General features: G+C 58.5%; 8 protein-coding genes. 6 read left to right on the top strand and 2 right to left on the bottom strand.

Annotation, left to right across the window (positions count from 1 at the left end):
- Positions 1-14: 14 nt before the first annotated feature.
- Positions 15-2,462: a glycogen phosphorylase gene (gene glgP, locus USG84_RS17875; RefSeq protein WP_041911899.1), complete on the top strand. Its 2,448-nt coding sequence runs from the start codon at positions 15-17 to the stop codon at positions 2,460-2,462.
- Between the two features lie 110 nt (positions 2,463-2,572).
- Here the strand turns inward: glgP and glpD are convergent, their stop codons facing one another.
- Positions 2,573-4,081: a glycerol-3-phosphate dehydrogenase gene (gene glpD, locus USG84_RS17870; RefSeq protein WP_048957380.1), complete on the bottom strand. Its 1,509-nt coding sequence runs from the start codon at positions 4,079-4,081 to the stop codon at positions 2,573-2,575.
- Positions 4,082-4,269: 188 nt separating this feature from the next.
- On the opposite strand from glpD, the gene glpE reads away from it, so the two are divergent.
- From glpE to USG84_RS17855, 3 genes are read left to right on the top strand one after another with little or no spacing between them, the layout of a single operon-like run.
- Complete coding sequence (glpE, locus tag USG84_RS17865) at positions 4,270-4,602, top strand: thiosulfate sulfurtransferase GlpE (protein WP_028014686.1); 333 nt, start codon at positions 4,270-4,272, stop codon at positions 4,600-4,602.
- 47 nt (positions 4,603-4,649) lie between these two features.
- Positions 4,650-5,480, top strand: a complete 831-nt coding sequence (gene glpG / locus USG84_RS17860; protein WP_045259371.1) for a rhomboid family intramembrane serine protease GlpG — start codon at positions 4,650-4,652, stop codon at positions 5,478-5,480.
- 16 nt (positions 5,481-5,496) lie between these two features.
- Positions 5,497-6,255: a DeoR/GlpR family transcriptional regulator gene (locus tag USG84_RS17855; protein ID WP_126816070.1), complete on the top strand. Its 759-nt coding sequence runs from the start codon at positions 5,497-5,499 to the stop codon at positions 6,253-6,255.
- Positions 6,256-6,316: 61 nt separating this feature from the next.
- On the opposite strand, the gene malT is transcribed toward USG84_RS17855, so the two are convergent.
- A complete protein-coding gene (gene malT / locus USG84_RS17850; RefSeq protein ID WP_320738403.1) occupies positions 6,317-9,022 on the bottom strand; it encodes an HTH-type transcriptional regulator MalT in 2,706 nt (901 codons plus the stop codon).
- Between the two features lie 585 nt (positions 9,023-9,607).
- Here malT and malP point away from each other — a divergent pair.
- Together malP and malQ are read left to right on the top strand one after the other, a co-directional pair.
- Positions 9,608-12,001, top strand: coding sequence for a maltodextrin phosphorylase (malP, locus tag USG84_RS17845; protein WP_253543392.1), 2,394 nt, complete (start codon positions 9,608-9,610; stop codon positions 11,999-12,001).
- Between the two features lie 9 nt (positions 12,002-12,010).
- A complete protein-coding gene (malQ, locus tag USG84_RS17840; protein ID WP_253543391.1) occupies positions 12,011-14,089 on the top strand; it encodes a 4-alpha-glucanotransferase in 2,079 nt (692 codons plus the stop codon).
- The last annotated feature ends 62 nt before the right edge of the window (positions 14,090-14,151 follow it).

Raw genomic sequence — 14,151 nt, 5'->3', positions numbered from 1 at the left:
GCGAAGTTACTGATATGAACGCTCCATTTAGCTACTCTTCACCCACGCTCAGCGTTGAGGCGTTAAAGCACTCCATCGCCTACAAGCTGATGTTCACCATCGGGAAAGATCCGGTCATCGCCAACAAGCACGAGTGGCTGAACGCTACCCTGTTTGCGGTGCGTGACCGCATGGTCGAACGCTGGCTGCGCTCTAACCGCGCCCAGCTTTCGCAGGAGACGCGGCAGGTTTACTACCTGTCGATGGAATTTTTGATTGGCCGCACCCTCTCCAACGCGCTGCTGTCGCTCGGTATCTACGACGACGTTAAAACCGCGCTGGAAGAGATGGGGCTGGATTTAGAAGAGCTGATTGACGAAGAGAACGACCCGGGGCTGGGCAACGGGGGGCTGGGGCGTCTTGCCGCCTGCTTCCTCGACTCGCTGGCGACGCTGGCGCTGCCGGGCCGCGGGTACGGCATTCGCTACGACTACGGCATGTTCAAGCAGAACATCGTTGATGGCCGTCAGAAAGAGTCTCCGGACTACTGGCTGGAGTACGGCAACCCGTGGGAATTCAAGCGCCACAACACGCGCTACAAGGTGCGCTTTGGCGGGCGTATCCAGCAGGAAGGGAAAAAATCCCGCTGGGTGGAAACCGAAGAGATCCTCGCCGTGGCCTATGACCAGATCATCCCCGGCTACGACACCGATGCGACCAACACGCTGCGCCTGTGGAACGCCCAGGCGAGCAGCGAGATCAACCTCGGTAAATTTAACCAGGGCGACTACTTTGCGGCGGTGGAAGATAAAAACCACTCAGAGAACGTCTCCCGCGTGCTGTACCCGGATGACTCAACCTACTCCGGGCGCGAGCTGCGCCTGCGTCAGGAGTATTTCCTCGTCTCCGCGACGATTCAGGACATCCTCAGCCGCCACCATCAGCTGCACAAAACCTACGCCAACCTGGCGGAGAAAACCGCGATTCACCTCAACGACACTCACCCGGTGCTCTCCATTCCCGAGCTGATGCGCCTGCTGATCGACGAGCATAAGTTCAGCTGGGACGACGCGTTTGAGGTGACGTGCCAGGTGTTCTCCTACACCAACCACACCCTGATGAGCGAAGCGCTGGAGACCTGGCCGGTGGACATGCTCGGCAAAATTCTGCCGCGCCACCTGCAGATTATCTTTGAGATCAACGACTACTTCCTCAAGACGCTGCAGGAGCAGTACCCGAACGATACCGGCCTGCTGAGCCGTGCCTCGATCATTGATGAATCCAACGGTCGTCGCGTGCGCATGGCCTGGCTGGCGGTGGTGATCAGCCACAAGGTCAACGGGGTGTCCGAACTGCACTCGAACCTGATGGTGCAGTCCCTGTTCGCTGACTTCGCGAAGATCTTCCCGACGCGCTTCTGCAACGTCACTAACGGCGTCACGCCGCGCCGCTGGCTGGCGCTGGCCAACCAGCCGCTCTCCGACGTGCTGGATGAGAATATCGGCCGCACCTGGCGCACCGATTTGAGCCAGCTGAGCGAGCTTAAGCAGCATATTGATTTCCCGACGGTGAACAAGGCCGTGCGGGAAGCCAAGCTGCTGAACAAGAAACGTCTGGCGGTCTGGCTGGCAATGCACCTCAACGTGGTCGCAAACCCGAAGGCGCTGTTTGATGTGCAGATCAAGCGCATCCACGAGTACAAGCGTCAGCTGATGAACGTGCTGCACGTGATCACCCACTACAACCGCATTAAGGCCGATCCGACCGCAGAGTGGGTGCCGCGCGTGAAGATCTTCGCCGGTAAGGCGGCTTCCGCCTACTACATGGCGAAGCACATTATTCACCTGATTAACGACGTGGCGAAGGTGGTGAACCAGGATCCGGAGATTGGCGACAAGCTGAAGGTGGTATTCATCCCGAACTACAGCGTGAGCCTGGCGCAGCTGATCATCCCGGCGGCAGATCTCTCCGAGCAGATCTCCACGGCGGGAACGGAAGCGTCCGGCACCAGCAACATGAAGTTTGCCCTTAACGGCGCGCTGACCATCGGCACCCTGGACGGGGCGAACGTCGAGATGCTGGAGCACGTAGGGGAAGAGAATATCTTTATCTTCGGTAATACCACTGAAGAAGTGGAGGCGCTGCGCAGGAAAGGCTACTCCCCGCGTGAGTTCTACGAAGGGGATGAGGAGTTACGTCAGGTCCTGACGCAGATTGCGACCGGTGTGTTCAGCCCCGACGAGCCGGGCCGCTATCGCGATCTGGTGGATTCGCTGATTAACTTTGGCGACCACTACCAGGTGCTGGCGGATTATCGCAGCTACGTGGACTGCCAGGATAAAGTGGACGAGCTGTACCGCCAGCAGGAGAAGTGGACCAGCGCGGCGATGCATAACATCGCCAACATGGGGTATTTCTCGTCTGACAGGACCATCAAGGAGTATGCCGAGAATATCTGGCATATTGATCCGGTGCGGTTGTAAAAACAACCCCTCACCCCAGCCCTCTCCCCGAACGGGAGAGGGTGTTAAAGTCCCCTCTTCCCTTTGGGGAGAGGGTTAGGGTGAGGGGGCATCAGCCCGCACCGATCGTATTAAGACGCCAGCGAAAGCTCACGCTTTCCCGCATGCTGCTGCAGCCACTGCGCCACGCGAGACTGCTGCTCGGCGTTAAGCCACATCCCTTCTTTAGTACGACGCCAGATGGCATCTTCCAGGCGGCGAACCCACTCGTGCTCGACCAGGTAGCGCAGCTCGGCCTCGTACAGCTCGTGGCCGAAATGTTCACCCAGATCGGCAAGCGATTTCGCGTCGCCCAGGAACAGCTCGGTATTGCTGCCGTAGGTGCGGGCGTAGTGGCGCGCCATCCCTTCGGTAATGAACGGGAAGCGACGGCGCAGCTTCGCGGCGTAATCGTCGCGGTTTCCGCCGATATCTCCGCCGGGCAGTACCGCCTCTTTGGTCCACGCCGGGCCAATACCTTTATAGTACGGCGCCAGTTTTTCCAGCGCGTGCTCGGCCAGCTTGCGGTAGGTGGTCAGCTTGCCGCCAAACACCGACAGCAGCGGTGCCTGACCGTCTACGTCGTGTATATCGAGCGTGTAGTCGCGGGTGATGGCCTGCGGTGAGTCAGACTCGTCATCGCACAGCGGACGCACGCCGGAGTAGGTCCAGACCACGTCATCGCGTGACAGCTGTTTCTTAAAGTGCGCGTTATACACTTTCAACAGGTAGTTCACTTCGCTCTCGTCGATCTCAACGTTTTTCGGATCGCCTTTGTACTCCACGTCGGTAGTGCCGATGATCGAAAACTCGTCCATCCACGGGATCACAAACACGATGCGTTTATCTTCATTTTGCAGAATGTAGGCCTGCTTCTGGGTATGCACGCGCGGCACCACAATGTGGCTGCCTTTGATCAGGCGGATGCCGTACGGGGAAGGCAGATGCATGCCGTCGTCGAAGAACTGCTTCACCCACGGGCCGGTGGCGTTCACCAGACCGCGCGCTTTCCAGCTGAATTTTTCGCCGGTATCAATGTCTTCCGCTTCAACAATCCACAGGCCGTTTTCACGACGGGCGGCGGTCGCGCGGGTGCGGGTTTTCACCTCGCCGCCTTTCTTCTCGACCATCTGCGCATTCGCCAGCACCAGGCGCGCGTCGTCCACCCAGCAGTCGGAATATTCGAAACCGCGCACGATCTCCGGCTTAAGGACCGATTCTGAGCCAAAACGCAAACCGTTCGAACCTGGCAGGCTGGTGCGTTTACCCAAGTGATCGTACATAAACAGGCCGATGCGGATCATCCACGCCGGACGCAGGTGCGGTCGGTGAGGCAGGCGGAAGCGCATCGGGATCGCCAGATGCGGAGCCATTTTCAGCAGCACTTCGCGTTCGGCCAGCGCTTCGCTGACCAGGCGGAATTCGTAGTGTTCCAGGTAGCGCAGGCCACCGTGGATCAGCTTGGAGCTGGCGGACGACGTCGCGCAGGCGAGATCGTTAGCTTCCAGCATCAGCACGGATAAACCGCGTCCTGCGGCATCAACCGCAATACCGGCACCGTTGATGCCACCGCCTATCACAATCAGATCTTTGGTTTCCATAGCACCCTCATGCACTTTCGTTAAAGCTCAAAAATGTTCGATATCGCTCATAATAGCAAAGGAACGCGCTTTTGGTAACATCAAAAAAACAATTTAGAGTGATATGGATAACATAATGGCGTTTACCCGCCGCCAGGACGTACACTACGGGGTAAAATCTTGTCGTTGACCACTGTAAAGAGAGCACCATGGATCAGTTTGAATGTATTAACGTAGAAGAAGCCCACCAGAAGATGCACCAGGGAAAAGCGGTGCTGGTGGACATCCGCGACCCGCAGAGTTTTGCGATGGGCCACACGCCGGGCGCGTTCCATCTCACCAACGACACGCTGGGCGCGTTTATGCGCGATAACGACTTCGAAACGCCGGTCATGGTCATGTGCTACCACGGCAACAGCAGCAAAGGCGCGGCGCAGTACCTGATTCAGCAAGGCTATGACGCGGTATACAGCGTCGACGGCGGCTTCGATGCCTGGCATCGTCATTTCCCGGCAGAAGTGGAATACGCGTTTGAGCGCTAATCCCGCTATACTGTTCCCTTTTGTGTGGAAATAAGCGACCGCTGCCCATGTTGATGATCACCTCTTTTACCAACCCGCGCGTCGCCCAGGCGTTTGTCGACTATATGGCGACGCAGGGCGTTATTCTGACCATTCAGCAACATACTCAGACCGACGTCTGGCTGGCCGATGAGAGCCAGGCAGGGCGGGTCAACGAGGAGCTGGCGCGTTTTCTTGAGAATCCCGGCGACCCGCGCTATCTGGCGGCGAGCTGGCAATCCGGCCAGACCGGCAGCGGACTGCACTATAGCCGCTTTCCCTTCCTTGCCACGATTCGCGAGCGCGCGGGCCCGTTTACGCTGCTGCTGATGGCGGCCTGCATTATCGTCTTCATTATTATGAACGTGGTGGGCGACCAGAGCGTGATGATCGCGCTGGCGTGGCCGTACGATCCGTCGCTGGATTTTGACGTCTGGCGCTACTTTACCCACGCGCTGATGCACTTTTCGGTGATGCACATCCTCTTTAACCTGCTGTGGTGGTGGTATCTCGGCGGTATCGTTGAGAAGCGGCTCGGCAGCGGCAAGCTGATTGTCATCACCGTGATTAGCGCCCTGCTGAGCGGCTATGTGCAGCATAAATTCAGCGGCCCGTGGTTCGGCGGGCTGTCGGGTGTCGTCTACGCTCTGATGGGCTACGTCTGGCTTCGCGGGGAGCGCGACCCGGAAAGCGGCATCTATTTACAACGCGGATTAATAGCCTTTGCGTTAATATGGCTAATTGCCGGATGGTTTGATCTGTTTGGTATGTCTATCGCCAATGGTGCACACGTCACCGGCCTCGCGGTCGGGCTGGCAATGGCGCTTGCCGACACGCTCCATGCGCGAAAACGAACATAATTCTCAGGGATAATTGATGAAACAAACACAACGTCATGACGCCATTATCGAACTGGTCAAAAAGCAGGGATACGTCAGCACCGAAGAGCTGGTCGAGCAGTTTGCCGTCAGCCCGCAAACCATCCGTCGTGACCTGAACGATCTGGCCGATCAGAACCGTATTTTGCGCCACCACGGCGGAGCGGCGCTGCCGTCCAGCTCGGTCAACACCTCCTGGCACGACCGTAAAGCCACGCAGACGGCAGAGAAAGAGCGTATTGCGCGTAAAGTGGCGAGCCAGATCCCGAACGGCGCGACGCTTTTTATTGACATCGGCACCACGCCGGAAGCGGTCGCCCATGCCCTGCTGGATCACGAGAACCTGCGCGTGGTGACCAACAACCTGAACGTCGCTAACACCCTGATGCAGAAAGACGATTTCCGCATCATCCTCGCGGGCGGCGAGCTGCGCAGCCGCGACGGTGGGATCATCGGCGAAGCGACGCTCGATTTTATCTCTCAGTTCCGCCTCGACTTCGGCATCCTGGGGATCAGCGGCATCGACAGCGACGGCTCGCTGCTGGAGTTTGATTACCACGAGGTGCGCACCAAGCGCGCGATTATTGAGAACTCACGTCACGTGATGCTGGTGGTGGACCATTCGAAGTTTGGACGTAACGCGATGGTGAACATGGGCAGCATCAGCATGGTGGATGCGGTCTACACCGACGTGATGCCGCCGGCGGGCGTGATGCAGGTGATTAAAGATAATAATGTGCAGTTAGAGTTGTGTTGAAAAGCCTTTCCCCCTCTCCCTGTGGGAGAGGGCCCGGGTGAGGGCATCAGACCGCAGGGATCTACACCCCATACCCCATCATCTTCAACAGCTGCTGCGCATGCTGCACCGCGTCCTGACGGTGCGCCACGCCCAGCTTCTGATACAGATTTCGGATGTGCGTTTTGATGGTGGTTGCCGCCACCGCCAGCTCTCCGGCAATCTGCTCGTTGCTGTAGCCTGAATAGATCAGCCCCAGCACCTGCCATTCGCGCTGGGTGAGCGGGCTGGTGCGGATAAGCTCCGGCACTTCCGGGTGGTTCAGCAGGCGTTCAACAAAGTTCTCGTCGAAATGCGCAAACTTGTGGCGATGATGCTGGTTAATCTCGCGCAGGATGCGCTGGGCGCGATGCTGATCCAGCTCCGGCAGCGTGTTGAGCTGAATCAGCTGGCGCAGCTGCTGCGCCATCACTTCACCTTCAATCACGAAGTGGCTAATAAACCCGGTGCGGTTCGCCAGCTGCAGGGCTTCCAGCAGCACGCGCTGGGCGTCGTTTTTACGCCCGGCCTGCCAGTAAAGCTGGTTTAACAGCAGCAGGTTGCGGTTCACATCGCTCATCAGACGCAGGCTGCGGGCGTTTTCGTTTAACTCTTCCAGCACAATTTCGGCAGGCTCAAAGTCACCCAGCAGGATCTGCACGCGGGCAATGTTGCGCCACTGGCTTTGCAGGAAGTGGTTATTGGCAAATTCTGGTTTAGGCGTCTGACGCAGCCAGTTGGCGGCGGATTTTTTGTCCCCCGTCATCTGCCAGTAAATTACCCGAACCTTGTCGGCGTTCGATACCCAGTCGCTGTGGTACTGACCGTTGCCGAGCAGGTTTTCCAGACGGTTAAGGTGATTGCGGGCGTTATCCAGATCGCCGCGCGCCAGCGAGCACTGCACCAGCAGGGCCAGACACTGCAACTGCTGCTGAGGCTGGAAGCCAGAGAGCACGTTCACACCCTGACGGGCGCAGCTTTCTGCTTCATCCAGACGCGACCATGCCCACAGCAGCTGAGCGCGAATACGCAACAGGAACTCGTGCATCGGCAGCTGTTCCAGGTGCTGTTCACGAATCAGCTGGAACGCTTTTTCCTGATTTTCCCAGGCGGCCTGCAGGAACCCCTGTGCGAATAAAATCTCGCTTTGCTGGATCAGGCTCCACAGGGCGTAGTGCCAGACATCATGGCGGCGCGCCATCTGCTCGGTTTGCTGCATCAGCGAAAGGGAGCGCGTCAGCTCGCCCTTGCAGTGCAGCACTTCGCCGTGTACCGAGGTGGCCACAATCCGGCTGTAGAAATTTGCCAGCGGCAGCTCGTCCAGCGCGACCATCGCCAGCCGTTCCGCTTCATCCGCATCGCCGTCGTTAATCGCGACCTGCGCCCGCAGGGCGTTAAATTCGCCGTGCAGGGTGATATCCATTTCGCTTTCCATCTCCTGCTCGGCGCGCGCCAGCAGGGTATTCACTTCGCTGTAGCGGTGCTGGCTCTGCATCAGCCAGGCCTGGAGCAGCACCAGGCGCGGGTTCTCCAGCAGGCTCTCCCACGGCAGGGCTTTCAACGACTCTTCCAGCAGCGTCAGTTCGCTGTGATTAAACAGCCCCCACGCGTGGTTCAGCAGGATATCGCGCAGCATGCTGGCGTCACCGGCGGCAAGCGCGTGGTGAATGGCCTCGCTCGGGAAGCCTTGCGCCATCCAGCTTTCGGCGGCGGCGCGGTGGATTTCCGGCAATTCCGTTGCCAGCTCCCACTGGCAGCGCTGGCGCAGGAAGCTGCCAAACAGCGGGTGGTAGCTGAACCACTCGCCGGGGTCGTCCATGCGCGTCAGGAACAGGCCCTGACGTTCAATCTCTTCCAGCTGCAGCTGACCGTTTTCACAGCCTGTTACGCGCACAATCAGCGCGTCGTTCATGGAGCGCAGCAGGGAGCTTTTCAGCAGGAAATTGCGGGTGGAGGGATCGACGCTGTTCAGCACCTCATCCACCAGGTAATCCGAAAGATGGCTTGCGTTGATGCCGGCCAGACGACGCGCAGACTGGTGCGTCGGGCTGTTGTTTTGCCGGGCAGAGAGGGCAATCAGCTGTAGCGCCGTGGCCCAGCCCGCGACGTCATCACACAGGCGGCTGCTTTCAGCGGCCTCAATCGGCGAGGTCAGGCGGCAGTCAAAGAACTGTTTTGCTTCCTGGTGGGTAAAGGCCAGCTGCTGGCTGCCCACTTCCAGAAGCTGATCGCGCACGCGCAGGTTGGCGATTCCCAACTGCGGCAGGTTGCGTGACAGCACCACTAAGGTCAGGTTTTCCGGCTGATGGCGCAGGAAGAAGCGCATCGACTCGTGGATAACCGGGTTCGTGATCAGATGATAGTCATCAATCACCACGTACAGCGGGCGATGCCATTCGGCCAGTTCGATAAACAGCTGAGAGAAAAGTGAGGACAGGCTGGCGTACTGGCGCTTTTGCACCATTGCCTCGCTGGCGACGCAGTGTCCGTTGGTTGCCTGTTGAATAGCGGCAATCAGATAGCTGGCAAAACGCTCTTGCTGGTTATCGCCCTCGTCAAGGGAGTACCAGCCAAGATCGCTCTTACCTGCGGCCCATTGCGAAATGAGCGTTGTTTTTCCATAACCTGCAGGGCTCGTAACCAGCGCCAGTCGGAAATTATGCGCGCCGGAAAGTTTAGCCAACAGACGCTCGCGGACCACTGTATGGTCAAGACGAACCGGGCGACTTAATTTAGACGGAATCAACATAGGTTTCACTTCACTGTGGGGAACGAGAGAATTTATTTTTTTTGCGCTTCGTAATTAATAGCTATAAGGTCGGTCAGAAAGAGAACTATTGCAAGTTATGTCTGGCTTTTGTGGCTCTGAATTTGCACTCTGTCACAAAACATTCCGGCCAGTACTGGAACTTTTTTGAAAAGGCTTTGATGCCGCGTCAATGCTGGCTTGTATGGCTGTCGCACGGCTGGGCTGAAACTGGTTTCAGAAAGGTATAATGACGTCGAATTTAATAAACTGCGGGTAAAGTTGAGCGGGATTAATAATCTCCTTAGGTGTGACCCGATTGCTGAAATATTATTCTCCGTAAGCAATCATTTCCGCGCGGATTAATTTCACCCGAAACCGCATTTCATTTCTTTGACATTCTCCCCGGTTACTTTTTTATCTTCCGGGCACACTCCGGCTATGCTCTCAGAGTGGCCTCGATCACACTTTTATGCTCATCCCCGCTACTCCTCCCTGTCTAATCCCCCACGGGAGGAGGAAGAGGGGAAATGAGCCAGGCACACTAGCGCCAACTTGTGTTTTCTTTCTAAAGGATGCCGATCCCCTATGTCACAGCCTACCTTCAACAAAGCTCAATTCCAGGCTGCCCTGACGCGTCAGTGGCAGCGTTTTGGCCTTCATGCTGCAAACGAGATGACGCCTCACCAGTGGTGGCAGGCGGTGAGCGGGGCGCTCGCAGAGCAGCTGGATGCTCAACCCGTGGCGAAGCCCGTCAAAGGCCAGCGTCACGTTAACTATATCTCGATGGAATTCCTGATTGGCCGTCTGACCGGCAACAACCTGCTGAACCTCGGCTGGTATCAGGAGGTGGGTGACGTGCTGAAAGAGCACGACATTAACCTGACCGACCTGCTGGAAGAAGAGATTGACCCGGCGCTGGGCAACGGCGGTCTGGGCCGTCTGGCGGCCTGTTTCCTTGACTCTATGGCAACGGTCGGCCAGTCGGCGATTGGCTATGGCCTGAACTACCAGTACGGCCTGTTCCGTCAATCGTTTGCCGACGGCCATCAGATGGAAGCGCCGGACGACTGGCACCGCAATACCTACCCGTGGTTCCGCCACAACGCGCAGCTGGACGTGCAGGTCGGCATCGGCGGGAAAGTGACGAAGCAGGGGCTCTGGGAACCGGCGTTTACTATTACCGGTGAAGCCTGGGATCTGCCGGTGCTCGGCTACCGTAACGGCGTGGCGCAGCCGCTGCGTCTGTGGCAGGCGAAGCACGCGCATCCGTTCAACCTGACCAAATTCAACGACGGCGATTTCCTGCGCGCCGAGCAGCAGGGCATCGACGCCGAGAAGCTGACCAAAGTCCTCTACCCGAACGACAACCATCTGGCGGGTAAAAAGCTGCGTCTGATGCAGCAGTACTTCCAGTGCGCCTGCTCCGTGGCGGATATTCTGCGCCGTCACCACCTGGCGGGCCGCAAGCTGGCACAGCTGCCGGACTTCGAAGTGATTCAGCTGAACGACACGCACCCGACCATTGCCATCCCGGAACTGCTGCGCGTGCTGATCGACGAGCATCAGCTGAGCTGGGACGACGCCTGGGCCATCACCAGCCGCACCTTCGCCTACACCAACCACACCCTGATGCCGGAAGCGCTCGAGTGCTGGGATGAGAAGCTGGTGAAAACGCTGCTGCCGCGCCACATGCAGATCATCAACAAGATTAACGACCAGTTTAAAGTGCTGGTGGAGAAAACCTGGCCGGGCGACAAAGCCGTCTGGGCCAAGCTGGCGGTGGTGCACGACAAACAGGTGCGCATGGCGAACATGTGCGTGGTGAGCGGCTTTGCGGTGAACGGCGTGGCGGCGCTGCACTCCGATCTGGTGGTGAAAGACCTGTTCCCGGAATATCACCAGCTGTGGCCGACCAAATTCCACAACGTAACCAACGGCATCACGCCGCGCCGCTGGATCAAGCAGTGCAACCCGCTGCTGGCCGGCCTGCTGGACAAGACCCTGAAGAAAGAGTGGGCCAACGATCTGGACCAGCTGATTAACCTTGAAAAATACGCCGACGACGCGAAGTTCCGCGAGCAGTACCGCGCGATCAAGCTGGAGAACAAGGTTCGCCTGGCGGAGTTCGTGAAAATGCGTACCGGGATTGAGATCAACCCGAATGCCATTTTCGATATTCAGATCAAACGTCTGCACGAGTACAAGCGTCAGCACCTGAACCTGCTGCACATTCTGGCGCTGTACAAAGAGATCCGCGAGAACCCGCAGGCAGACCGCGTGCCGCGCGTGTTCCTGTTCGGTGCGAAGGCGGCGCCGGGCTACTACCTGGCGAAAAACATTATCCTCGCCATCAATAAGGTAGCGGCGGCGATCAACAGCGATCCGAAAGTGGGCGACAAGCTGAAGGTGGTGTTCTTGCCGGACTACTGCGTCTCGGCGGCTGAAATGCTGATCCCGGCGGCGGATATCTCTGAGCAAATTTCGACCGCAGGGAAAGAGGCGTCCGGTACCGGCAACATGAAGCTGGCGCTGAACGGCGCGCTGACCGTCGGCACGCTGGACGGTGCGAACGTCGAAATCGCCGAGAAGGTCGGTGAAGAGAACATCTTTATCTTCGGCCATACTGTTGAAGAAGTGAAAGCCATCAAGGCCAAAGGCTACGACCCGGTGAAATGGCGTAAGAAAGACAAAGTGCTGGATGCGGTGCTGAAGGAGCTGGAGAGCGGCAAATACAGCGACGGCGACAAGCACGCGTTTGATCAGATGCTGCACAGCATGGACAAACACGGCGGCGACCCGTACCTGGTCATGGCGGACTTCACGGCCTACGTTGAAGCGCAGAAACAGGTCGACGTGCTGTACCGCGACCAGGAGGCGTGGACCCGGGCGTGCATTCTGAACACCGCGCGCTGCGGCATGTTCAGCTCTGACCGCTCAATCCGTGATTATCAGGCCCGTATCTGGCAGGCAAAACGCTAAGGAAGCGCGATGGAGAGTAAACGTCTGGACAGTGCCGCGCAGGCGGCGGGAATTAGCCTCAGTTACATCAATGCGCACGGCAAACCGCAGTCTATTGGTGCGGACACCAAAAGACGTTTGCTGGATGCCATGCACAAAACCGACGCGAAAGCGTCGGCTGCGCCGGTGCCGAACGTTAAGGTCTTTACCGCAGGCAAAAAGATGCCTCTGGCGGTGGAGGGGCGCGGCGAGTTTAGCTGGCTGCTCACCACCGAAGAGGGGCATCAGCACAAAGGCCACGCCACCGGCGGCAAAACGTTAAACCTTCCGGCGAAGCTGCCGGAGGGCTATCACAGCCTGACGCTCACCCAGGACGAGCAGCGTTTTCACTGCCGGGTGATCGTCGCGCCAAAGCGCTGCTATGAGCCGCAGGCGCTGCTTGAGGGCAAAAAGCTTTGGGGCGCCTGCGTGCAGCTTTATACGCTGCGTTCCGACAGCAACTGGGGCATCGGCGACTTTGGCGATCTGAAAAAGATGCTTGCATCTGTTGGTGAGCGCGGCGGGGCGTTTATCGGCCTCAACCCGATCCACGCGCTCTATCCGGCCAACCCGGAAAGCGCCAGCCCGTACAGCCCGTCTTCCCGACGCTGGCTGAACGTGATTTACATCGACGTTAACGCGTTAGACGATTTCAAAAACAGCAAAGAGGCGCAGGCGTGGTGGAGGCTTGAGACCACCCGGCAGCTGCTGAAGCAGGCCCGCGATGCGGACTGGGTAGATTATGCCAGCGTGACCGCGCTGAAAATGGCGGCTCTGCGTCTGGCGTGGAAAGGCTTTGCGAAGCGCGACGACGAGCAGATGGCGGCCTTCCGCCAGTTCGTGATGCAGGAAGGCGAAAGCCTCTACTGGCAGGCGGCATTTGATGCGCTGCACGCGTATCAGGTGAAAGAGGACGAAATGCGCTGGGGCTGGCCGGTCTGGCCGGAAGCGTATCAGACCGTGGATACCCCGGAAGTCAAAGCCTTCTGTAAAAATCATGCCGACGAGGTGGACTTCTACCTGTGGCTGCAGTGGCTGGCGTACAGCCAGTTTGCCGCCTGCTGGCAGGTGAGCCAGGGCTATAAGATGCCGATCGGCCTGTATCGCGATCTGGCCGTGGGCGTGGCGGAAGGGGGGGCGGAAACCTGGTGTGACCGTGAGCTCTACTGCCTGAAAGCCTCCGTCGGCGCGCCGCCGGATATCCTCGGCCCGCTCGGTCAGAACTGGGGCCTGCCGCCGATGGATCCGCACGTCATGGCGGCGCGCGCCTACGAGCCGTTTATCGACCTTTTGCGCGCGAACATGCAGAACTGCGGGGCGCTGCGCATTGACCACGTGATGTCCGTGCTGCGCCTGTGGTGGATCCCGTACGGTGAAACGGCCGATCACGGGGCGTACGTGCAGTATCCGGTGGACGATCTGCTGTCGATCCTGGCGCTGGAGAGTAAGCGTCATCAGTGCATGGTGATCGGTGAAGATCTCGGTACCGTGCCGGTGGAAATTGTCAGCAAGCTCCGCGACAGCGGCGTCTACTCCTATAAAGTGCTCTATTTTGAAAACGACCATGAGAAAACCTTCCGCGCGCCGAAAGCGTACCCTGAACAGTCAATGGCAGTCGCGACGACGCACGATCTTCCTACGCTCAGAGGCTACTGGGAAAGCGGCGACCTGACCCTCGGCAAAACGCTGGGGCTGTACCCGGATGAAGAGGTTCTGCGCGGACTGTATCAGGACCGCGAGCTGGCGAAGCAGGGGCTGCTGGATGCGCTGCACAAGCATGGCTGTCTGCCGAAGCGTGCCGGACATAAGGCGTCGCTGATGGCGATGACTCCAACGCTCAACCGTGGCCTGCAGCGCTATATTGCCGACAGCAACAGCGCGCTGCTCGGCCTGCAGCCGGAAGACTGGATTGATATGGCGGAGCCGGTGAACGTTCCGGGCACCAGCTATCAGTACAAGAACTGGCGCCGCAAGCTGTCCACAACGCTTGAGACGATGTTTGCCGATGACGGGGTGAACAGGCTGATTAAGGATTTGGATAAGCGGCGAAAAGCAGTCGCGAAGAAATGATAAAAAAACCCGCCGGCGGCGGGTTTTTTCTTGTCCGGCGGCGCTACGCTTACCGGGCCTAC

Source organism: Enterobacter sp. 168J2, from assembly GCF_034107265.1.
GTDB classification, from domain to species: Bacteria; Pseudomonadota; Gammaproteobacteria; order Enterobacterales; family Enterobacteriaceae; genus Enterobacter; species Enterobacter nematophilus.
Note: the sequence above shows the minus strand (reverse complement) of the source record. Positions and strands in the feature narration are given on the sequence as shown.

Bases quoted from the DNA above. Each gene is read 5' to 3' on its own strand.
- glpG (WP_045259371.1), top strand. From the start codon at position 4,650: ATGTTGATGATCACCTCTTTTACCAACCCGCGCGTCGCCCAGGCGTTT.
- malQ (WP_253543391.1), top strand. From the start codon at position 12,011: ATGGAGAGTAAACGTCTGGACAGTGCCGCGCAGGCGGCGGGAATTAGC.
- malT (WP_320738403.1), bottom strand. From the start codon at position 9,022: ATGTTGATTCCGTCTAAATTAAGTCGCCCGGTTCGTCTTGACCATACA.
- USG84_RS17855 (WP_126816070.1), top strand. From the start codon at position 5,497: ATGAAACAAACACAACGTCATGACGCCATTATCGAACTGGTCAAAAAG.
- glpE (WP_028014686.1), top strand. From the start codon at position 4,270: ATGGATCAGTTTGAATGTATTAACGTAGAAGAAGCCCACCAGAAGATG.
- glpD (WP_048957380.1), bottom strand. From the start codon at position 4,081: ATGGAAACCAAAGATCTGATTGTGATAGGCGGTGGCATCAACGGTGCC.
- glgP (WP_041911899.1), top strand. From the start codon at position 15: ATGAACGCTCCATTTAGCTACTCTTCACCCACGCTCAGCGTTGAGGCG.
- malP (WP_253543392.1), top strand. From the start codon at position 9,608: ATGTCACAGCCTACCTTCAACAAAGCTCAATTCCAGGCTGCCCTGACG.